Genomic DNA, 21,542 nt, shown 5'->3' on the forward strand with positions numbered 1-21,542 from the left:
GACAAAGCCGTCACATCTTGGAGCAAAATAATTAAGCCCTAGAATGGGCAAAGGGCAACACTTCAGCAATATGCGATTTATGACAGATTAACATCAACAAGCGATCCACTCCTAACGCCACACCGGCACAATCTGGCAAGCCATTTTCTAATGCGGTGATTAATCGCTCATCAAACTGGCGGTTCGCCAAACGCATTTCCTTGCGAGTCTGTTTATCTTCGGCAAATCGTCTAGCTTGTTCCTTGGCGTCAGTGAGTTCATGATAGCCATTCGCTAGCTCCATGCCTTGCCAATAAAGCTCAAATCGCGCAGCGACTAACTGACCTTTTTCATCAAGGTGAGTCTTAGCAAGTGCCGCCTGAGAAGCAGGATAACTATGAATAAAACAAGGCACGTATTTGCCAATAGCAGGTTCTATCACGCTAGAAAATAGCAACTCAAGTAAGGTGTCACGATCATCTTCCTGCAAGCCGTATTCTGTGTGTTCATGAGCACATTCTTGCAACTGGAAAAGTGTTGCTGTGAAAGGGTCCAGTCCAGTATGACGTAAAAACGCCATTTGATAACTGAGTCGCTCGCACGTCAACGTCTCGTCATTTAACAGTACCGACAGCAACTGTTGAATCTCATCCATCAATTGCCAATGATCAAAACCCACTCGATACCATTCCAACATAGTAAATTCGATACTATGGCGACGGCCTATTTCCTCGGCTCGGAACACTTTCCCCAACTGATAAATAGAACCAGAACCCGCACACAATAAACGCTTCATAGCGAACTCTGGCGAGGTTTGTAGATAGTAAGTGAGGTCGTCCCCTTGGGAACGCGTCTTGCTGGTTAATACTTCAATATGTGGATCAGTAATACTGCCAAGTGATAGACACTGAGTATCCACCTCCATCACCTCACACGAATCGAAAAAAGCGCGAATAACTTTCAGTAACTGCGCACGCTTTTGTAAAATCGAAAGATCCGCACTGGGTTGCCACAAAGAAGCGTCGTACATAGAAAAACACTCTGAAAAATAAAGTGCATCATAGCAAATACCGCGTTAAATGTTCATTTGACCACATTAAATCATCTGATATTAACCGCTATGCTGAAAAATTCATTATCACTCATAGTGCTGGCACTCAAATATCAATTGCCCTGTCGGGTAAGGCTCTGATTTATCACCATAATGAAGCAGCTCCAACCTGCTATGCTGCTTACCTTCTCTAGGATTGAAGTAAGATGAACTTAGAGCCCTTACAGGAGCTGCTGGGCTTGGAGGTTGCACTTCTAGGTAAAAGTCCAAAATATATGGCATATTGGTAACATCAACGCGGTTGGCACTAACTATAAAAATATAATCTTTCAAGATGAACAACGGATTAGCTGAAGGATTCAAAGCATCAAGCACTACCGTTTTCTCTTGCATATCATCTAGATCAAAGCTCGGATAATCTATCGGAATCAAATTACAGCTAAGTTCAAGTTGTGAGGAACGAGCATGTGCTGTCACGGTTAGTAAACTGAAAAGTACAGTCATTAGGAATTTGGACATTTAGATGAGCCCTTAGTACAAACAGTAAAAATATAGTAAGCATTATTGACAATATATCATCTTAAATATAGGGTATTTTTCTTCTGGAAATGTTTTTATTATAAAAGGAATTAGAAATGGATATAGCTTCCTCAAGATCTACACCATTATCACTTAAAGAAAAAAAAGAACTTGAAATAAAATGTAGCAATCGTCTGAACTGGACAGATGGTGGGTATTGGATAGGGAGCGGTAAGGCTCCAAACTGTTTTATTAAAGAAAAAGCAAGTAGTAGATCTTCACATACCATCACTTTCCCTACAGATGCTTTAGCAAACAAATGGAATTCTGAGTGGGAAGAAAAAATAAGGTATGGAGGCTATTTAGCATCAGCTTTGTTAGGGCTTGGAACAGGATTTATAGCTAATACAGCTATCTCCTTTAGTGTATCAGTAATATCTAATATTGCTTTGGGAGAAACTCAAGCGCTAGTTGAATACCCTAAAATGGAAAGAGGCTGGAGCTACGAAATCATTTTTGAATATAGTTTTACTTGGTCACCACACCCTTATGGGTCTAGGCAGTTAATTCAAAAAGTTACAGGTATATCAAGAAATCAACTTGATCAAGAAGTGAATCGGAAATCGAATACTCAAAAGTACAGTTTAGACCAACTTCCAGATGGGTTGGGACGCCTCTTGGCAAGCACACCTCCCAAAAATACGTCTTCGGTATATAAATAAAATGTATAAATTCTTTAAAAAATTCACTCTTTTTTTTATTATTATATTATTTTCTAACCCAATATATTCTCAAGAAAATAACTTACAAAAAAAATGGAACATAAAAAAATTAATTTATTCCGACAACAGCGAGCTAAAACTTGACAATGGAAATTTTATAATCATTGATCAAAATAGCATTTCAGAAGTCATGAGTGAATATGGAAATAGACGTTACCCATATTATAAAAAATCAAATATTTTATATTTGAAATCAGGAGGTAGTGAGGTGGAATGGAAAATATTATTTATTGACGATAATAGCTTAACATTAGAAACTCCTATAGGAACGTACGTATTAGAAGAGTAATCTTAAAATTGTCCATTTTACTCGATGGAGCTTAAATATGACACCGAAATGCTTTAACTGTTCAAGTAATCTGTCCCTAGCGTGGTTCACTTTATCATTCAGCTCAACCAAGCATAGGTGTGTAAACTGCGGCACCTTACATGGTTTTACGAATAAACATAAAGCTGTAGGGCTACTGTTTATTATCCCTCTTTTTGCTTTATATATTTTTTCTGAATCGATAATACCTTGGGATATAGTAAGATTTTTAGTTCTACTAGCTTTGTCCCTTTCACTCGTCATTATAGTCCCAGGACAACACATACAAATATTGGACGACAGACTAGATATCAAAAAAAAAACCTAAAGCATCCTGATAAAAAATTTCACCTTATAAATATTTTAAGCGGGTAGTTTTTTACTAATGTTTTTGTCATTAACTGCCCAACTTACTCAGCAGTATTTTAATGCCCGCAACACCAAACATCAGCGTGAAGGCAGCATCAAAGCCGCGTTTCATTTTAAAATAGCTTTGGCGAATTCTTGGATTCGAAAACAACACAGCGTAGCCCAAATTTATGCAGGCACTTTGAATCGTTAATAAGACAATCACAGACAACAAACCTTGTGTGGAAACCGAACTCGGCATCCCCATGGCGAATAACGACCCTAGAAACAAAATCGCTTTAGGATTGGTTAAGTGGATGGCCAAACCACGAAAATAAGCAGCACGTAAAGATGTCTGTTTGGTTTCTAGCGTGGCCAACATTTTGCTCGAATCCGATTTATTCACCATTGCTGAACGACAAGATTTGTACGCTAAAAATAATAAATAGACTGCGCCAACATAACGTAAACTTTCGAATAGCCAGACATTCGCGTACAACACGGCACCTAAACCAAAGGCAGCCGAACAAGACCAAAATAGCGAGCCTGTGAGTATGCCTGATGCTAACGCCAAACCTTGCACTCGCCCCTTATTCATTGACGTTGACGCAATCGCCAATGTCGCAGGCCCAGGACTCGCCATAGCAACAAGCGCACCGATTAATATCAGGACATAGTGGATTTCTTGCATGAATCACCTCTCAGTCTTTTAAAGAAACTCAATTTTGGCAATGCCATCTGCCCGACAAACAAACCTAATAAAATCAGCACAGCAGCAATTATCTGATTCGTTTCTATTGGCTCGTTGTAAAACAAATAACCACCAAAAATACCAAACACAGGCACCAGTAACGTCATTGGCGCGACACTGGATACTGAGTATTTCATTATCATCTTATTCCAAAACCAGTACCCTAATAGTGTCGTTGGGTAAGCTTGAAACAAAGCGGAAAACAGCGTCCATTGGGTAAATTGATTCGGCAACTCAGTGACGACTTGCGTTCCTTCAAAAATAACCGCTAGTAACAACAAAGGCAAAGGTGCAAACAACATTCCCCAGATATTAAAGGCAAAAATAGCTTTGGTATTCGCGCGTTTTACAATCAAGCCATTAACGCTCCAAAACACCGACGCCATTAATACCAGCACTAAACCTTTTCCAGTCACCGAACCACCTTCGGAGTAAATGATCAAAGCAAGTCCAAGTAAAGCCAATCCAGCGCCAAGCAACTTATTGCGAGTAATGGTTTCGTTTAAACATAACCAACCCACCAGCAAACTACTAACAATACTCATATCCAATAACAAAGAGGCCATTCCTGCCGAAACACCAGCGCCAATCGATAAGGTCGTTAATCCCCAAACGCCGACACCAAAAGACAAGCCATAAGCAATCAAATAGCGCCACGGCACATCTGGCTTTTTAATAAAAAAGATCAACGGAAACACCGCGAAACCAAAACGCAATGCTGTGAGCACTAAAGGATGAACACTGTTCACGCCAAGCTTGATCACACTGAAATTCAATCCCCATAACGCCATCAAGGCAAACAGCAAGCCAAAGTCTCGTAGTTTCATTATTCGTTCCTAAATTGTCTAATCAATTGTGAGTGCCACAACATATCAATAACGCCGTGTTTCGATGAGGTAGGCGCTAGTTTCGAAAGGAAGCACCACACTGACTCAACATTGCCCCCCAGTATCACTAGAAAACCAAAAAGAACACAGATTCAATTTTTAACAAAAATAAGAGTACAATTCAGGGAAGAGAAATATTTCTGGAGAGGTTATGACGCTTTACGAAACACTCGCTCAGCATTATATAGACGATATAAAAGCGCAAAGACTGCCTGCGGGAAGCCGTTTACCTGCGCTACGAACCATGGCGAAGCAACATCGAGTCAGCATGACTACCGCGACTAAAACCTACGATTACCTTCAACAAACAGGTTGGATTTATGCGCAGCCACAGTCTGGGTACTTTGTTGCCAACCAAATTGAAGCAATCAGCTTTCCAAGTTTAGACATCAAAAGTATTGAACAGCGGGATCCAAAACGCTTTGCGCCGTTAAATGGCTATAACCCTGCCTCGGCGCTTTTTAGCCCTCTTGGCACCTCGATGATTTCGCCAGAATTACAACCTAGCGTAGCACTGCAACGCTGTATTAAACGTGTCACCCAACGAGCAGGGAAACATCTATTTCAATACCCAGAAACACAAGGCGACAAAGGCCTGAGAAGCGCCCTTGCGGAACATTTCCGACATGACAATCTAGCCTTTTCAGCAGCCGACTTTGTCATCACCAATGGCTGTATCGATGCAGTAAAACTGGCGATAGAAAGCGTGACGAAAGAAGGCGACACTATTGCCATTAGCTCCCCCTGTTTTAGTGGCTTGCTCGATTTGCTGAGCGCTTTGTCGCGCAAAGTGATTGAAATCCCCATTAGCGACCAAGGCTTGGATTTAGACCATCTAGAAACCTTGATGCAACAAGGTTTGATTAAAGCCTCGCTGTTCAGCACATCAAATATGAATCCCACCGGTATGACGCTGCCCGTTGAGCAAAAACAAGCTCTTGCCAAACTCGCCACGCAATACAAAACACCGATGATAGAAGACGACGTCTATTTCGAATTGAGCCACCAGAAACAACTAACTCTGCCAGCAAAATATTGGGATAAAGAGGGATATGTGATTTGGTGCGGATCTTTTTCAAAAACCTTAGCCGCAGGACTGCGACTTGGTTGGTGTGTTCCGGGTCAATATTTAACGCCTTATCTCAATCAACATGCCTTAACCAGCTTTGGCGTGAACGGACTTATACAGTCTTGCATGGCGGAATTTATCAACACCGGTGAATATCGCTCTCATGTGAATAAAATACGTACGGTGTTGAACCAACACATCCACCATTATCAACAATTTTTGCTCGAGCACTTACCCGCCACAGCGAAAATCAGTACGCCACAAGGCGGCATTGTGCTTTGGGTGCAAATCCCCAGTTTAAATGCTGTACAGCTTGAAAAAGAAGCCAATAAACAGAGCATCGACATACGCAGCGGCGCTTGTTTCAGCACCCACGACTTCTATCACGATTGCTTGCGTATAAACTGCGGTTGGCCGCTGGAAAATACTGGGGATAAACACAGTACTTATCAACAATTGATGCGATTGTGCGAAATAATCAACAGTTTGATGAGAATAAAGACTTAATAAGATTGGATCGATTGCACATTTACTCCTTCAATCCTAACCTTTAGATCAATAAAAACAGCCCAACCTCTCTAGGTAAGCATTTAGAAAAACATTAAGAGGAATATTTGATATGTCTTACCGTTCCGTAAAACTGATAAAACGCCCTGAATTAGAAATCACCGAAGATGTCTTCGATATTGTTACTCAAGATATCCCAACACCAGCAGAAGGCGAGGTATTGGTAAAACTCTCTCACCTTTCTTTAGATCCAGCCATGCGTGGTTGGATGAGCCCTGACGAAAACAGCTACATTCCGCCTGTAAAATTAGGTGGTACCATGCGCGCCAGCGGCATAGGTGAAGTCGTTGAATCCAACAATGAACGATTCCCTGTTGGCGCTCGTGTTATGGGGCTTATGGGTCTGACTGAATATGCAATCAGTGATGGTAATGGCTTAAACGTTATTCCAAAAGAATTACCGGCTGCAGCAATTTTATCCGTCATCGCTCTGCCCGGTATTACGGCTTATCACGGTGTGTTTGAAGTGCTTAAGCCAGAAGCAGGTCAGACGCTTATCGTCACCGCGGCAGCAGGTTCAGTTGGCTCTCTTGTCGGTCAAATGGCTAAGAATCTAGGTTTAACGGTTGTTGGCGTGGCGGGCTCTGATGAAAAATGCCAATGGTTAACCAAAGAACTTGGCTTTGATCATGCGATTAATTACAAAGACGCAGACTTTGTTGAGCAACTAACACTAGCAACGCCAAACGGCATAGATCTTTTCTTTGAAAATACGGGTGGTTTGGCACAAGGTCCTATCTTTGAACGCATGAATCCTCATGGCCGCATTGCAGTATGTGGTCTCATTGCCGATTATCAAAAAGCCGAGCCTGCACCAGGGCCAAGCTGGGTTGGTATCATCAAGCGTCGCTTAACTATCCAAGGCTTCACTATGCCAGATCATTTCCATCGCATTCCTGAGTACGGCCAAGCACTAGGCGCCATGTTAGGCAAAGGCGAATTAAAATATCGTGCTCACGTAATTGAAGGCATTGAAAGCGCGACAAGCGGCATTAACCTACTCTTTGAAGGTAAAAATACCGGCAAGTTGATCGTTAAGCTATAACGGCTATCACATAGAAAAACCTTTGCACGAACCTAGTTGTCGTGCAAAGGCTTCTAGCTAAAGGTCAAATTGTGATGGCAACATCACCACATCTCGGATCGTCACATGACGAGGACGCGTAAGCATAAAGATGAGCGCTTCAGCCACATCGCTGGCTTCCATTAAACTACCTTTTGCCTTGGCTTCTGCCAGCTTTTCCGCAGGCCAATCAGATAACAAAGAGGTAATAACTGGGCCAGGAGACACCGAGCCTACACGAATACCGTGTTTGCTGACCTGTCTACGTACCGTTTGCACAAAACAATTCATCGCCCATTTTGACGAAGCATAAACAGGTTCCCAAGGTGTCGGAAAATGACCCGCTAACGAACTGGTTATTAAAATATCCCCAACACCTCGTTCAATCATATGCGGCAAGACATCACGCACGTTCTTGATAACTACGTTAATATTCAGATTCAACATTCGGTCTATGGCGTCATTATCGGCATCAACTAAATCACCGCCCACATACAAACCCGCATTGGCGTGAAAAATATCAATCACATTGGCTTTTTCTAAAATTCGCGGAACCATCGCCGAGCAAGCAGCTGGATCTAACAAATCGACAGAAAGAGTCATGACTGAGTCGCCATGCTTGTCTTGCAAGGCTTGTAATGCTGCCTCATCACGGTCAACAATAACAACCCTCGCCCCTTCAGCAATCATACCTTCAACACTTGCCAATCCAATTCCTGACGCACCACCAGTGACGACGGCAATTTTTCCTGTTAATGATTTAGACATGTCTTATCCTGCTTATTGTTATTAATTAATATGACAACACGCTACCATCCTATAGACCGTAAACTCTGCTACTTTTTTGTCTATAACTAATCCAAATCAACCTTTTAAAACATCAGCATTACACAGAGTGTCACATGTAAAAAAGAGTATGCAAAAGATAGCCTTACACTTAAAAATGAAATAAAGGTCGTAGATAATTATGATAGTTCAATTTTTTTGATCATTAACCTCAAAATACTCCGTTACACTATTCTGTTTTTTTTATATATAGTGCTTACATATTAAGTAACACCCACCCAACACTAAGGTAAATGAAAATGACAACATCGTTAATCCAAAAAATCACTAACACAACTTCTGGTATCGCTAGCACAATTTTGCGTATTCCAGTGGGTCTAATCCTAATGGCACATGGCGCGCAAAAATTGTTCGGTGCTTTTGGCGGTTACGGTCTAGAAGGTACTGGTCAGTGGATGGCATCTATTGGTCTAGAACCTGGCTACTTAATGGCCCTTTTAGCAGGTAGTGCAGAATTCTTTGGCGGCTTAGCACTGGTTATCGGTTTGCTTGTTCGTCCAGCTTCTGCAGTTGTTGCTTTCACTATGCTAATGGCGATCTTCTCTGTGCATATCTCAAACGGTTTGTTTATGGCAAACAATGGCTACGAATACGCCCTAACGCTTTTAGTTGTTGCTGTTTCTTTGGTATTTAGCGGTGCAGGCTCTTTCTCTGTTGATAAAGCGCTTTCAGCTAAATAGTTACCCTTTCTAAAAGCAATGTAAAAAGCCTCGATACTGAAAGGTATCGAGGCTTTTTATACGTTATGAAAATCAGATCAAGAAAAAGGGAAATGCGAATAGGACTACCTGGGGTTATGGACTCAAGTCTGGGTTTTCATTCATCAATGAAGAATCCCAATGCTCCATCGCTTTGCCATCTTTTATACGCCAAGTATCAAACCAAGCGGTGGTGTAAGTACCCTTTTCAGTTTTTACCTTACGAGGTGTGATCACGGTAACTAGATCACCTTCAGCCATCACTTCTGCTACTGGCCAATTCAACTTATCTGCAACGGGCTTAGGCTTAGTTTTAAGTATTTCAGTGAAAAAATACACAACGGCATCACGCCCATTCGCCGCATTTGGGTTATGTTGAATATAATCTTTGGCAATAAATTCTGACGCCCTATCCCACTGATTCGCTTCTAATAACACTTTCAGAATATTATAAACTACCTGTTTATTCGCATGCAGTTTTGGGTCATCACTGACAAACAAAGCATCCGCATCGGCTCTAGCCACGACAGGAGTAGCAGGGGAAATGGCGGCAGATTGTTCAGCGTACGCTGGAATATTTGTCACAGCAGCGAGGAAAGCCGCCAAAAAGACTCTTTTCATAAGGTTATCTCCTGCATAAAATCGTTACTCTTTGTTAGTCTATTTAAAATACTAGATATATATTAGAGACTAATGAGCCATTGTAAATAAGGCAGTTTTTAAGCAGTAAGTAACATAGAGGTAACTACCTAATGGACAATTCAGATCAAACAAACCCTGAGTCAATAACGCCACTGCATAATAAACAGAACACAAAAGCATTTGAAGCTTGTCCAATTCGCGACGTGTTAGATAGGATTGGAGGCAAATGGAGTATGTTGCTACTTCTGACGCTAGCAAGCGAAGCCCACCGATTTAGCGCATTACGTCGCGCAGTTCCCGATATTTCACAACGCATGCTGACCCAAACATTACGAGATTTACAGCATGATGGTTTTATCAGTCGCCATGTTTACCCAACGGTGCCACCAAGTGTGGAATACAAATTAACTGCTCTTGGTCACTCGCTGCTTGAGCCATTACAACAATTAACCAAGTGGGCTGACGCCAATCATGATGCCATTCGTGCCGCACGAGTAGAATTTAAACAGAATGCCGTTTGATGAAAAAACAGCCGTTTAAAGACAAAAAGCCCCGATAGTTTCCTATCAGGGCTTTCATCTTCGTTACGCAAATTCAGCAATTACTTGCCTGTAGCGTGAAAAACATAGTCAACAAGCAATACTTCACCGAGGTTGATAAACAGTGGTACGCGAACCATAGCGCCAGTCACCAAGAAAGCCGGTTTAAAACCGCCGTTTGCGGTATTTTTTAAACAACATATATTGGCAGTGTCTACTATTTTACTGACGATACAAAATCATACCAGCGTGATAAAGCACTCCATCTATAAAGGTGCCATCAGCAGTAAAACCTGTGTCATCCCAATACTCGATATAATCGCCAGAAATTCGATAGCGCCCTTGATAAGCCACTTCTTTATTCCCTCTTGCTTCAATATAACGGTTATTAGGTAATAGTTGATGTCGTATGTAGCTATCCTCTGTCATCCACATACCGACATAAGGATGCGGAACCTCTGGCTCTTTTTTAGCCATAATCTTTCAATGTTCCTTTTTCATCGCATCGTAGTAATGTGCAATATCTTTAGCTTCAACAACCCACGCATAATTCAGTTCTTGATGAATCTTCCATTCGCCAGAATCACATCTCCAGCCCAATTGAGAACGTCCGTTAAATGGAATAACTCCACCACTTTTTTGCGTTATTGTGCCAACAAACCCGATGGTTGTTGACGAAACCTTATCGCCAACAAGTTCACTATGCCCTTCTGTCAGAGCATGTGTAACTGATTCAGCGTTTGCTTGTAAGCCCTCCCAGTTAGCACCATAGATCGCGGCATTATCAAACAACTGATTATCACCTGGGGCAAAGTTATCCCAATAAATACCCGCTGGGTCTTGCAAGTTATAGTAACGGCTCATTTTAGTAGCAAAAATGAACTCGGGGGCATCTGTCTTTTTTTCCCACCCCTTCATAATCCAATGCTTATGAAGTTCCAATGGAGAGTCTGCACCAGTTTGTGCACAAGTATGCTCCGCTGCTTGTAGCTGCACAGAACCTAAACTAAAAAAAAGTACTAGAGAAAGAGTCGATTTGAGATGTGTCATAGATCACCTTTTATATTGTCAGAGTAGAATCGAGACATTGCTATGTCTCAACTTGCTTTAACATTATAAAAACGTGATATTGATTAGAGTAGATAGCCATTACTTGACATATTGGTAAGCAAATTATGACAATGAAAATCGACCTGAATATCCTGCCAGTTTTTATCGCCGTCGCGGAAGAACACAATTTCCGAGTAGCAGCCGACAGATTAGGAATAACACGATCTGCAGTCAGTCAGATGATTAGAAAGCTTGAGGATCAACTAGGCATCGCTTTATTTACCCGAACCACAAGAAGCGTGAAACTAACTGAAGCAGGAGAACATCTTTACAGCCAAATGCGCCCCCAATTAGAGAATGTGAACTCTTCTTTAGAAGATATTACCAGCCACAAATCCCCACGAGGATTACTAAGAATAGCTTCGACCTCTATTGCAGAACCTTTTTTATCTGGAAAGTTTATTGTCGAGTTTTCAAAAAAGTACCCAGACATTGAGTTGGATATTACAGTCACCGATGATGAATTTGATATTGTAAAAGCAGGCTTTGATGCAGGAGTTCGTCTTGGTGACAGCCTAGAACAAGATATGATCGCCCTGCCTATCTGCGGCTTACAAAGAGATATGGCTGTTGCTTCGCCAGACTACATAGCGCAGCAAGGTATTCCAAAACACCCTAAAGACTTACTCAATCATCGCTGCATTGGTTGGCGCCCAAAGCTAAACAATCGCCCCTATTATTGGGAGTTTAGTGAAAACGAAAAAGACTTTGAGGTGTCGGTAGAGCCTCAAATCACCACTAATGACTTCCGATTAATGTTGCGCGTTGCACTGGCTGGGGGTGGAATCACTTTTGCGACAGAAGAAACCTTCCGCCCCTTTATTAAGGCAGGCAAACTAGTCCCCTTACTCGAAGAGTTTCTGCCAACTTTTTCTGGCTTTTACTTCTTTTACCCAAACCGAGAAAACATGTCTCCGAAATTAAGGGCCATGGTAGATTTTGTAAAATCTTGGAAACAAACGAATTGATTACCAAGCTAGCTATCTAACAGTTCACAATCGTATAAAAAAAGCCCCGATAGTTTCCTATCGGGGCTTTCATCTTCGTTACGCAAATTCAGGAATTACTTGCCTGTAGCGCGAGAAACGTAATCGCCAGTACGAGTATCAACACGCAATACTTCACCGATGTTGATAAACAGTGGTACGCGAACCATAGCACCAGTCACCAAGAAAGCCGGTTTAGAACCGCCGTTAGCAGTATCGCCTTTTACACCAGGGTCAGTTTCTTTTACTTCAAGCTCGATGAAGTTAGGAGCAGCAACCGCCAATGGCGCACCGTTGTATAAAGTTACAACGTATTTTTCTTGCTCTTTAAGCCACTTGATCGTGTCGCCAACAGCTGTTTCATCCGCTGCGTGTTGTTCGAAAGAACCATCCACAGCCATGAAGTGCCAGAACTCGCCGTCGGTGTACAAGTACTCCATATCGGTGTCCATTACGTCAGCAGTTTCTAGTGTATCACCAGATTTAAAAGTACGTTCCCAAACGCGACCTGTTTTTAGGTTACGCAGCTTGATGCGGTTAAAGGCTTGGCCTTTACCTGGTTTAACGTGTTCGTTGTCGATAATCGCACATGGATCGTTGTCGACCATTACTTTAGAACCGCTGCGCATTTCGCTGGTAGAAATATTAGCCATACATCCTCACAGTATATTTTTAGAGAAAAGGCTCTGACTGGCGTATCATGTCAGTCCCAAGATCTCTGCAAACTTCTTTTTATATCATTTAGAACCACTAAATAGACAAATAAAAAGAGCGTTTGCAAAGATCTCTGAGAGCCACTGGCCGAGTAGGCCAAAATAAGTTGGCGCAATCATAACCCAAATGAACACAATTTTGCAGATATTTGACGTGATCCCTATTCAAACAAAGAACAATTTAAGCTGGTCGCAGCACCTGTCACAGGCCCTAACCTCCTTACCTGAACTGGTTGAGCATTTAGGCTTACCAAAAAGTCTTGCTCAACAAGGCATAGAAGCGCATCAGAGCTTCAAATTATTGGTGCCTCGCCCTTATTTGTCGCGCATTGAATATGGCAACCCTAACGATCCGCTGCTGCTGCAAGTCTTACCCAGCATCGCAGAGATGCAAAAGGTTCCAGGTTACACAAAGGATCCATTAGAAGAAGCAGACCACAATCCACAAAAAGCCATCGTGCATAAATACAAACGCCGTTTGTTGGTGATTACGACTGGCACTTGCGCGGTAAATTGTCGTTACTGTTTCCGTCGCCATTTTCCTTATGGCGATAATCAATTGGCGCAAGCAGAATGGGACTCGGTAATCGACTATCTAAAAGCCCATCCAGAAGTCAACGAAGTGATCTTAAGTGGTGGCGATCCCTTAATGATGAAAGACGCTTTGCTCGCTGACAAAGTCCGCAAGCTTGATGCCTTGCCACAAATAAAACGTCTGCGCATTCATTCACGTTTGCCAGTAGTAATTCCTGACCGCGTTTGCGACGACATGCTGGCGTGGATCAAGGCAAGTCGCCTAAACATTGTCATGGTGTGGCACATTAATCATGCCAATGAAATGGACGAAGAACTTGCCGAGGCAGCCTATAAGCTGAAAAGAGCGGGCGTTACCTTGCTCAACCAAGGCGTTCTACTAAAAGGCGTGAACGACTCCGTAGAAGCTCAAGTCAATTTGAGCGAAGCCGTGTTTGATGCAGGAATTTTGCCTTACTACATGTTCACGCTAGATCCGGTAGAGGGCGCGGCACACTTTGATATTTCCATCGAAGATGCGCAACGCTTGATGGGAAAAGTCGCCGCTGAATTGCCAGGTTATTTAGTGCCAAGGCTCGCCAAGGAAATCCCCGGCAAACCAGCGAAAAGCATGTTTGCACCACTACTTGGGGACTGATTCGCTTTATCTGAGCAGCGCAATACGACCGACTTTTACTTGCTGACGTCGAATACTTACGTTTGGCGCAAGCTGGTATAAGTCACCATTTCGTCCGATCAATTGATCAGGCACATGGCTGAGCTTCGCCACGTCAGCGTTAGCATCCAAATGTTTCGGCTCACCATGAACGGGAATCGCTAATTGCGGCTGCACCCAAGTATAAAGCTGCTTAAGCTCTTCTCGGCAAGGATGACCACTAACATGAATGGTTAAGTCGGTTTCATGGGCTTGCAAGGTGCGGATTTTCCGACCTTTAAATTGCTCGGCTAATCTGTCTATAGCCTGCTCATTGCCAGGAATGCGCATGGAACTAAAAATCACCAAATCATCGGCTTCAAGACTCAAATCAAAACAATTATCGGCGGCCAATCGGTTCAAGGTCGCCCTTGGTTCCCCTTGGCTTCCTGTGACCACCGCCAATACTTCTTCTCTTGGTAAATAGCCGAGATGCGCGGCGTCGATAATCGGTAAATCATCTGGCCAATGACCTGTCACCCGTGCCGCGCTAACCATGTTTGTCAGCGATCTTCCGATCAAGGCAAGGTAACGACCTGTCTCTTTTGCGACTTGCCCCAATGCCACTAAACGAGCAACATTACTACTAAAACAACCGACTACAACACGGTTCTTTTCTGCCTCAATGGTTTTTAATAAGCCCTGATAACAATCACTTTCAGATGGCGAGAAACCCTCTTTTAGCGCATTGGTAGAATCACACACCATGGCGAGAATATTTTCTTTGGCTAATGCTTGAAAGGCTGCGGAAGAAAACGCATCACCCAAAATCGGCTTTTTATCGATTTTCCAATCACCCGTATGAAAGATACGACCAGCAGGCGTGTCGATGGTCATCGCATAAGGTTCTGGAACAGAATGAGTCAATCCCAACCATTTGACATTAAACACACCAATCTTTTTGGTTTCGTTTTCTTTCACTTCAATAATCGGCACTTGATCGGTCAAACCCACTTGAACCAACTTACGACGCAAAACCTCTGCGGTAAAAGCCGTAGTGTAAACAGGACATTTAAAACGTCGCCACAAAAAAGGTAAAGCGCCCACATGATCTTCATGAGCGTGAGTGATCACAATGCCAGCTAAACGTTCTTTTTGCTCGGTGATAAAACGTGGGTCTGCGCAAACAATCTCAGAAGTCCGCAAATCATCAGGCGCTAACGGTTCATTGAAGGAAACACCACAATCCACCATCAACCATTGGCCGTCATGACCATAAAGGTTCATGTTCATGCCAATTTCGCCGGTGCCTCCTAAAGGCAAAAACCACAAATCCTCTTGCGAGGGAATCAAAGATGAAATAACGCACTCCTTGTGAATACAGGTCAATTGGCTCTATGGTACGCATTTTTCGTAAATATCCCAGCGCGCTCGTTACGATTGGATAAAAGAAACTAAAATAAAAAACCTCTTTCTACTTTTTAGGTAAAAAGAGGTTTTATCGAATCAAGAATATATAAACGATGCTTTATAAAACTTCTTCACCATTAGCTATCACTGTATCTCGTACGGTTTGAGTATAGTCTTGAGCCTCTTTCAAGATAGCAGCTTCATCTACGGTGAGAATTTTTTTGTCTTCCATGAGGATTTTGCCATCGACTATGCTGTGTCGAACATCGCTAGGGTAAGCAGAATAAACCAAAGCAGAGTAAGGATTATACATAGGTACCATATGTGGAGCCTTGGTATCCACTACGATAATGTCAGCTAGTTTGCCGACTTCTAATGAACCAACACGGTCTTCCATATGAAGCGCTTTTGCTGCCCCCATGGTCGCCATATCAATGACTTTAATTGGTGGCATTGCCGCACGATCTTGATTAACCAATTTATGGACTTTAGCAACCTGCCCAAATTCAGCAATGGTACTTAGATTATTGCCAGACATTGGACCATCTGTCCCTAGACCAATGCGCACGCCTTCGTCGTACATTTTTAAAGCAGGCGAAACACCTTTCGCCGACTTGATATTCGCGCTCATGTTATGCGCCACGCCCATGCCACTTTCTTTGACAAGCTCAATATCATGATCGTCTACTAGGATCATATGAGCGCCAACTAAATGCTCATTCAAAGCACCAATATCATGCATATATTGAACAGGGCTTTTACCGTCAGCTCGCTCGGCAATTTTTTCTTGCTCAGTGTGAGATTCGGCTAAATGGATCAATACGGGTACATTTTTTTCTTTGGATAATTTAGCTACTCGCTGTAACACTTCCGTGGTGTTTGTATAAGGAGCATGAGGCGCAAACGCTGGCGTAATACGCGGATGGTCTTTGTACTCGTCAATGAATTTTAACGCATAGTTAATACCTTCTTCGGCATTTTTAGCGTCGGCGACCGGAAACTTAATCACAGTTTCACCAAGTACAGCTCGCATACCAATTTGATCGACTGTTTTCGCTACCTCATCTTCAAAATAATACATATCTGCATAAGTAGTAACACCGCCACGCAACATCTCGACATTGCCAAGATTAGCGCCAATACGCACCATATCACGGGTAATCAGCTTGTTTTCAAGAGGGAAAATATAACGATGCAATCGATCTGGTACGTCGTCTGCTAAAGAACGTAAAACCGTCATAGATACATGGGTATGAGTATTAATTAAGCCAGGCATAACAATATCACCTTGCACATCTAAGACTTTTTTTGCGTCAAATTGAGACGCTAATGACGCGTCGCCAACCGCGAAAATTTTATTACCTTTAATGGCGACCACACCCTGATGATAAAGCGTCTTGCTGTTATCCATGGTCAAAACGGTAGCGTCTTTGATCAACAAATCGACAGATTCTGCACCCCAAGATGGCACAGATAACGTCGTCGTTGCTAATACTGCCAATAAGACACTTTTTTTAAACTGCATTCGATTGCCCTTTATTAGATAATGTTCCAAATAGGTCGCTCTTCAATGACGGCGACATTGTTTAATACTTGCATGTTTCATTCCAACACAAAAAGCATGTTCTAACTTTAGGATTAGAAATTGAATAATAACATCGTCACCAAACTTCAAAGTGGTCTTGGCAAAGCCTTAACCTACTTCATTTTATTATCCTGTTTGGCTATTTTGGTACTCTATCTGGTGCAGCGCTTTGGAACACAATACGCCGAAGACAAAATTCAAGAACAGCTTAATCAATCTGGTTTAGCACCTTTTGTTCATTACGAAAGCATTCATCTTGACCCATTCACTCTGACGCCGTCTCTAGAAAATGTCAGCTTTGGCAACGAAAATTCGCCGTGGTTGCGTTTCGCTAGAATTTCGTTGAATAGCTATCCGATTAAATACCCAGATTTAAATGTGGATTTTTGGATCCAAAAAAGCCCAATAGACAGCTTGTCTCGTGAAACACGAGGCCTAATGCGCGCCGCGGGAGTTGATACCTTGCTTGGAAAAGGTTCTTTTACTTCCAAGGTAGAAGGCGAAAACGTCTCCTCTCATTTCAAATTAGATATAAAGGATCTTGGCAAGCTCGACCTGACTTCTAAAATCAACCTGTTAGACAACAGCATCGTTATGTCTGATTTACGTTCTGATGTGCTTGCGTCTTTTGCACTGGGTCAACCCGAAGCACTGCCAATCATCTATGGTGATGCCATCGAACTGCATTCTTTGGACGTAAGATACGAAGAGTCAGGATTAATCTCTCACCTGTTTCCTCCATCGGTTATCTTACAAGACTCCCCAGAGAACCAGTTGAACAGACTAGAAAACATATGCCAAGCATTAGGGCTTGCGCCAGCTGACTCGGAAGAAGCGGAGCATATTGCCGAGACGTTGCTAGCGTTTCTGAAGCAACCAAAAAAGCTAAGTCTGACCCTATCACCTTCTTCAGCGATCAGCTTAAAAGAACTTGCTTTACTAGCCAGCGAAGGCATGCTCTATAAAGACAGTAAAATGACGTTATCGAACGATTAATAAGCAAAAATTACAGCCCAAGTGTCTGTACACATGGGCTGTAAAAATTATCGAGTCTCTAAAATGGGTTAAACATTTCTCGATAAGACTGGTTAGACGTCGCTCTGGCAATGCCTTTTACCATTCTGAAAATCGACCAAACCCAAACACCAAATAACACGATGTAGCCGATAAAAAAGAACGCCAGTATCACGCCAATCACGCTCCAAAAAATCCCCCACCAAAAAGTACTAATGATATTGGCATAGTGATCTTCAAACAGTGTTCCGCGAGCCTCATCCGCTTTCACCATGGCCCATATCGCACCAATCAACCAAAAGACACCGGTAAAAACGCCTAGCAACATAAAAATATAGGCAATCACTACATTGCTTTTTGCATTTTCCTCTCGCGGTGTTAACTGCCTAAAACGATTATCAGGTTCAAATCCGGACATATATCAATACTCCGTTATTCAATAAAAATGTGTCTAATAAGCATAATGGGGATGCTTTTAAAATTATCTCCCTCTCCTTATTCAGTTTTATGATTTCTTTTCAATACGAATACTTGTAACGTGCTCTGTACCCACTCTGTTTTTCACCCATAACGCCTAGGAATACCATGACAAATGTGACGATTTTAGTCGATGTTCAAAATGTCTATTACACCACGAGACAAGCTTTTGGACGCTCTTTCGATTACAACACCTTTTGGCAACAGGCCACTGAAGGTCGAAATGTCGTCAAAGCCATTGCTTACGCCATAGACAGAGGTGATGAAAAACAACGTCAGTTTCAAAATATTTTACGTGCAATTGGCTTTGAGGTGAAATTGAAGCCCTTTATTCAGCGCTCGGATGGCTCAGCAAAAGGCGACTGGGATGTGGGTATTGCCATCGATGGCATAGAACATGGTAAAGACAGCGACGTGCTTGTTTTGCTTTCAGGGGATGGGGATTTCGATATTCTCGCTAAAACTCTCAGAGAAAAATACCAAACCAGAGTAGAAGTTTACGGCGTTGAATCCTTAACAGCACAGTCATTAATCAATGCGGCCGATGACTTCACCGCCGTCAGTAACAAATTGTTACTTAAATAGATAAAACTCGTCTATATTTTTAAGAGAGAATATGTCCTCTTAAAAATCCTTACTGATTATTTTATATACAGAAAGTGACGAAATGACATCTCAAACAAACTTCTTATTATTAGAAACAAGAGACACCCTACATAAGTGGCTAAGTCTAGTCACAGGTGTACTCATACTATTTTTCAGCTTTCTTAATGTTGCTATCTTAAACCAAGCCACTATTGGCGCCATAGAAGCTATTTTTGGCCTGTTAAACTTATATTTTTTTAGATCTGCTTATCAAGGAAAAATATATAAATGGCATAGCTATATGCTAATTTTTTCTCTAACAACAACCGTCTTTTATGCTTTTTATTTTGCAGATCTAAGGGCTGGTTCTATTTACTGGTTACTTATCTTGCCACCTTTGTATTGCCTACTTACAGGACCAAAACTGGGGCTCTTTTATACAATTCTCCTTTCCATTCCAGCCATATCGATTCTGTTTATAAAATCCGATACTACTGATTTAATTCCCTACCGATCGGTTCTAAATTTCGTACTGGCTTATTTCTTGTCCTACGCAATTTGCTATTTATATGAAACCCAATATGCGAAAAGTAGTCTGCTACTAGAAAAAATGGCCTTTCAAGACCCATTAACAGGCGCACAAAACCGCCATGCACTGAAGCTATTTTTTGACGATTTCAATAAAGATCCAGTGGATCCATTTCAAGAAGAACAAGAAGAAACACGCCTTCTAATTATTGATATTGATCTCTTCAAAAAAGTTAATGACGAATTCGGACATGATGTAGGTGATTCTGTACTGATTGAGATGGCTGAATTATTGCGTTACTGCACAGATAATGATGAGATTTATCGTATCGGAGGAGAAGAATTTTTAATTATATTAAAGGACCACACATCTACTCAAGCATTTGATTTTGCAGAAAAAATCCGAAAGACAGTTGAAAATACAGTGTTTAGAACTCACCAGAAAAACATAAAAATTACCGTGAGTATTGGCATAGCAGAACTCAAAAAAGGCCAATCCTTTAGAGAATTTTTACGAGTCGCCGATAAAAACCTCTACTCAGCAAAGAATAAAGGGCGTAATTTAGTTCACTATGGTGCTATGAGTGTTACCGAAGCGGTCTAGCGGCATTTGTAGCAATACCCGATTATTAACGAGTTTTTTACACCTATTGTGCTTAAGCGAATCAGTCAATGAGTACTAGACGTTATCCGTATTCCTCTGTATCACCAGAGGAATTCCACAAATGGCTAAGCGCGTTAATTTGCGTATTAAACAGCGTCTATTTTTTACTGAATATGGCAATCCTGCAAAAATTGGGAATTGGGGGCGTTCAACTCACCGTCGCAGTATTTGGCGGCTATTGCTTTTATAAGTCATCAAATGGCCTTTACCGACCTTGGCATAGCTATACTCTTCTCGCCTTATTAACCTTAAATATTCTACTATCTATTGCCATCATGGAGCTGGTAGCAGGGGCGACCTATTGGGGCCTTGCCTTACCTTTTTGGTACTACAGCTTATTTGGCCTGAGAAAAGGTTTTGTTTTTAGTGCGGTTATTGTGCTCCTCTGTGCTGTAGTCATATTTCTACGTACTGACACAAATATATTCATGCCATACAGAACAGTATTCAACTTTACCTTAGTCTATTGCTCCATTTGGCTTGTCTGCCATATCTATGAAGTGCAACGCCAAAAAACCAGTGCTTTTCTACACTCACTTGCATTACAAGACGACTTAACAAACCTTAAAAACCGTCATGCCCTAAAAGCCGATTTTCGAGCTATCCATAAAAACTTTCAAAGCATTCACATGCTCATTATTGATATTGATCACTTCAAACACATCAATGATAAATATGGGCATGATATTGGCGACACAGTACTGACAAAGGTTGCCGATCTGCTTATGCAATCCACTCAAGTAAAGGAAATATATCGCTTAGGTGGCGAAGAATTTGTTATTTTACTAAAAGATATTAGTGATGAAGAAGCCCAAGAACGGGCAGAGAAAATCAGAAAGACGATAGAGCTAGGGATTTTCTTCAGCCACAACGAACCGATCAAACTAACAGTCAGTATTGGCATCAGTTCACTACGACCAGAGCATGAATTTACCGATTTTCTTCGCTCTGCAGACGAAAAACTCTATCAAGCCAAGCACGAAGGGCGAAATAGAGTCTGCTGTTAACGGCTAAAAGTATCCAGAAATAATGCTTCAACCTTGTCTCTCGCCCAAGGCGTTTTGCGCAAAAACTTCAAGCTCGACTTAACCGATGGATCGCTTTTAAAACAATTAATATTGATACGAATCGACAACTCCTCCCAACCGTAATGCTCCACCAGATCCGTGACAACCTTCTCTAATTTCACACCATGCAAGGGGTTATTAGCTTGTGTTCCGACCATATCTATTTATTCCTATGACTCAATTAGCA

The 21,542-nt window shown here is 41.9% G+C and carries 26 protein-coding genes; 12 read left to right on the forward strand and 14 right to left on the reverse strand.

Annotated elements, in window-relative coordinates; all coding sequences use genetic code 11:
- Nucleotides 1-31: 31 nt before the first annotated feature.
- Both epmA and KPL72_RS17345 read right to left on the reverse strand, forming a co-directional pair.
- Nucleotides 32-1,009: an EF-P lysine aminoacylase EpmA gene (gene epmA / locus KPL72_RS17340; protein WP_219703870.1), complete on the reverse strand. Its 978-nt coding sequence runs from the start codon at nt 1,007-1,009 to the stop codon at nt 32-34.
- Between the two features lie 108 nt (nt 1,010-1,117).
- Nucleotides 1,118-1,549: a hypothetical protein gene (locus tag KPL72_RS17345; protein ID WP_219703871.1), complete on the reverse strand. Its 432-nt coding sequence runs from the start codon at nt 1,547-1,549 to the stop codon at nt 1,118-1,120.
- 116 nt (nt 1,550-1,665) lie between these two features.
- Here KPL72_RS17345 and KPL72_RS17350 point away from each other — a divergent pair, with 116 nt between their 5' ends.
- Both KPL72_RS17350 and KPL72_RS17355 read left to right on the forward strand, forming a co-directional pair.
- Complete coding sequence (locus tag KPL72_RS17350) at nt 1,666-2,271, forward strand: hypothetical protein (protein WP_219703872.1); 606 nt, start codon at nt 1,666-1,668, stop codon at nt 2,269-2,271.
- Nucleotide 2,272: 1 nt separating this feature from the next.
- Nucleotides 2,273-2,620, forward strand: a complete 348-nt coding sequence (locus tag KPL72_RS17355; protein ID WP_219703873.1) for a hypothetical protein — start codon at nt 2,273-2,275, stop codon at nt 2,618-2,620.
- Nucleotides 2,621-3,035: 415 nt separating this feature from the next.
- On the opposite strand, the gene KPL72_RS17360 is transcribed toward KPL72_RS17355, so the two are convergent.
- Nucleotides 3,036-3,677: a LysE family translocator gene (locus tag KPL72_RS17360; RefSeq protein WP_219703874.1), complete on the reverse strand. Its 642-nt coding sequence runs from the start codon at nt 3,675-3,677 to the stop codon at nt 3,036-3,038.
- Nucleotides 3,653-4,564 carry an EamA family transporter gene (locus tag KPL72_RS17365; protein WP_219703875.1) on the reverse strand — a complete coding sequence of 304 codons (912 nt, stop codon included), beginning with the start codon at nt 4,562-4,564 and terminating at the stop codon, nt 3,653-3,655. The genes KPL72_RS17360 and KPL72_RS17365 overlap by 25 nt, the downstream gene beginning before the upstream one ends.
- Nucleotides 4,565-4,775: 211 nt before the next feature.
- On the opposite strand from KPL72_RS17365, the gene KPL72_RS17370 reads away from it, so the two are divergent.
- Together KPL72_RS17370 and KPL72_RS17375 are read left to right on the forward strand one after the other, a co-directional pair.
- On the forward strand, nt 4,776-6,200 hold the full coding sequence (locus KPL72_RS17370; RefSeq protein ID WP_219703876.1) for an aminotransferase-like domain-containing protein: 1,425 nt from the start codon (nt 4,776-4,778) through the stop codon (nt 6,198-6,200).
- A 112-nt stretch (nt 6,201-6,312) separates the two neighbouring features.
- Complete coding sequence (locus KPL72_RS17375) at nt 6,313-7,305, forward strand: NADP-dependent oxidoreductase (protein ID WP_219703877.1); 993 nt, start codon at nt 6,313-6,315, stop codon at nt 7,303-7,305.
- 57 nt (nt 7,306-7,362) lie between these two features.
- On the opposite strand, the gene KPL72_RS17380 is transcribed toward KPL72_RS17375, so the two are convergent.
- A complete protein-coding gene (locus tag KPL72_RS17380; RefSeq protein WP_219703878.1) occupies nt 7,363-8,091 on the reverse strand; it encodes an SDR family oxidoreductase in 729 nt (242 codons plus the stop codon).
- 317 nt (nt 8,092-8,408) lie between these two features.
- Here KPL72_RS17380 and KPL72_RS17385 point away from each other — a divergent pair, with 317 nt between their 5' ends.
- Nucleotides 8,409-8,849, forward strand: coding sequence for a DoxX family protein (locus KPL72_RS17385; RefSeq protein ID WP_219703879.1), 441 nt, complete (start codon nt 8,409-8,411; stop codon nt 8,847-8,849).
- A gap of 114 nt (nt 8,850-8,963) precedes the next feature.
- Here the strand turns inward: KPL72_RS17385 and KPL72_RS17390 are convergent, their stop codons facing one another.
- Nucleotides 8,964-9,488: a nuclear transport factor 2 family protein gene (locus tag KPL72_RS17390; RefSeq protein WP_212917760.1), complete on the reverse strand. Its 525-nt coding sequence runs from the start codon at nt 9,486-9,488 to the stop codon at nt 8,964-8,966.
- Between the two features lie 131 nt (nt 9,489-9,619).
- Here KPL72_RS17390 and KPL72_RS17395 point away from each other — a divergent pair, with 131 nt between their 5' ends.
- The gene (locus KPL72_RS17395; RefSeq protein WP_212917759.1) at nt 9,620-10,030 is read left to right on the forward strand and encodes a winged helix-turn-helix transcriptional regulator; all 411 of its coding nucleotides are present in this window, start codon (nt 9,620-9,622) and stop codon (nt 10,028-10,030) included.
- Between the two features lie 80 nt (nt 10,031-10,110).
- Here KPL72_RS17395 and KPL72_RS17400 read toward each other — a convergent pair whose 3' ends face one another.
- From KPL72_RS17400 to KPL72_RS17410, 3 genes are read right to left on the reverse strand one after another with little or no spacing between them, the layout of a single operon-like run.
- Nucleotides 10,111-10,281: a S1 domain-containing protein gene (locus KPL72_RS17400; protein WP_430010745.1), complete on the reverse strand. Its 171-nt coding sequence runs from the start codon at nt 10,279-10,281 to the stop codon at nt 10,111-10,113.
- Nucleotides 10,271-10,525, reverse strand: coding sequence for an Atu4866 domain-containing protein (locus tag KPL72_RS17405; protein ID WP_212917758.1), 255 nt, complete (start codon nt 10,523-10,525; stop codon nt 10,271-10,273). Before KPL72_RS17405 ends, KPL72_RS17400 begins: the two co-directional genes overlap by 11 nt.
- A 6-nt stretch (nt 10,526-10,531) precedes the next feature.
- Entirely contained in the window at nt 10,532-11,098 is a 567-nt protein-coding gene (locus KPL72_RS17410) for a hypothetical protein (protein ID WP_212917757.1), read from the reverse strand.
- Between the two features lie 125 nt (nt 11,099-11,223).
- Here KPL72_RS17410 and KPL72_RS17415 point away from each other — a divergent pair, with 125 nt between their 5' ends.
- Nucleotides 11,224-12,126 carry a LysR family transcriptional regulator gene (locus KPL72_RS17415; RefSeq protein WP_219703880.1) on the forward strand — a complete coding sequence of 301 codons (903 nt, stop codon included), beginning with the start codon at nt 11,224-11,226 and terminating at the stop codon, nt 12,124-12,126.
- A 95-nt stretch (nt 12,127-12,221) separates the two neighbouring features.
- On the opposite strand, the gene efp is transcribed toward KPL72_RS17415, so the two are convergent.
- The gene (gene efp, locus KPL72_RS17420; protein WP_168827528.1) at nt 12,222-12,797 is read right to left on the reverse strand and encodes an elongation factor P; all 576 of its coding nucleotides are present in this window, start codon (nt 12,795-12,797) and stop codon (nt 12,222-12,224) included.
- Nucleotides 12,798-12,984: 187 nt separating this feature from the next.
- Between efp and epmB the strand changes: the two genes are divergently transcribed.
- Nucleotides 12,985-14,028 carry an EF-P beta-lysylation protein EpmB gene (epmB, locus tag KPL72_RS17425; RefSeq protein WP_249422321.1) on the forward strand — a complete coding sequence of 348 codons (1,044 nt, stop codon included), beginning with the start codon at nt 12,985-12,987 and terminating at the stop codon, nt 14,026-14,028.
- Between the two features lie 6 nt (nt 14,029-14,034).
- On the opposite strand, the gene KPL72_RS17430 is transcribed toward epmB, so the two are convergent.
- The gene (locus tag KPL72_RS17430; protein ID WP_249422322.1) at nt 14,035-15,318 is read right to left on the reverse strand and encodes a ribonuclease J; all 1,284 of its coding nucleotides are present in this window, start codon (nt 15,316-15,318) and stop codon (nt 14,035-14,037) included.
- A gap of 235 nt (nt 15,319-15,553) precedes the next feature.
- Nucleotides 15,554-16,960, reverse strand: a complete 1,407-nt coding sequence (locus KPL72_RS17435; protein ID WP_212917754.1) for an amidohydrolase — start codon at nt 16,958-16,960, stop codon at nt 15,554-15,556.
- Nucleotides 16,961-17,080: 120 nt separating this feature from the next.
- Between KPL72_RS17435 and KPL72_RS17440 the strand changes: the two genes are divergently transcribed.
- Nucleotides 17,081-18,016: a hypothetical protein gene (locus tag KPL72_RS17440; protein WP_219703882.1), complete on the forward strand. Its 936-nt coding sequence runs from the start codon at nt 17,081-17,083 to the stop codon at nt 18,014-18,016.
- 58 nt (nt 18,017-18,074) lie between these two features.
- Here KPL72_RS17440 and KPL72_RS17445 read toward each other — a convergent pair whose 3' ends face one another.
- Entirely contained in the window at nt 18,075-18,452 is a 378-nt protein-coding gene (locus KPL72_RS17445; RefSeq protein ID WP_219703883.1) for a DUF4870 family protein, read from the reverse strand.
- A 167-nt stretch (nt 18,453-18,619) separates the two neighbouring features.
- On the opposite strand from KPL72_RS17445, the gene KPL72_RS17450 reads away from it, so the two are divergent.
- The 3 genes from KPL72_RS17450 (at nt 18,620) to KPL72_RS17460 (ending at nt 21,295) form a co-directional block, all read left to right on the forward strand.
- The gene (locus KPL72_RS17450) at nt 18,620-19,096 is read left to right on the forward strand and encodes a LabA-like NYN domain-containing protein (RefSeq protein ID WP_219703884.1); all 477 of its coding nucleotides are present in this window, start codon (nt 18,620-18,622) and stop codon (nt 19,094-19,096) included.
- Between the two features lie 82 nt (nt 19,097-19,178).
- The gene (locus tag KPL72_RS17455) at nt 19,179-20,228 is read left to right on the forward strand and encodes a GGDEF domain-containing protein (protein WP_249411692.1); all 1,050 of its coding nucleotides are present in this window, start codon (nt 19,179-19,181) and stop codon (nt 20,226-20,228) included.
- A gap of 68 nt (nt 20,229-20,296) precedes the next feature.
- Complete coding sequence (locus tag KPL72_RS17460; protein ID WP_219703885.1) at nt 20,297-21,295, forward strand: GGDEF domain-containing protein; 999 nt, start codon at nt 20,297-20,299, stop codon at nt 21,293-21,295.
- Here the strand turns inward: KPL72_RS17460 and KPL72_RS17465 are convergent.
- On the reverse strand, nt 21,292-21,513 hold the full coding sequence (locus tag KPL72_RS17465) for a VF530 family protein (RefSeq protein ID WP_219703886.1): 222 nt from the start codon (nt 21,511-21,513) through the stop codon (nt 21,292-21,294). The genes KPL72_RS17460 and KPL72_RS17465 overlap by 4 nt on opposite strands.
- Nucleotides 21,514-21,542 lie beyond the last annotated feature (29 nt).

It is taken from the genome of Marinomonas lutimaris (assembly GCF_019426345.1).
GTDB lineage: Bacteria > Pseudomonadota > Gammaproteobacteria > Pseudomonadales > Marinomonadaceae > Marinomonas > Marinomonas lutimaris.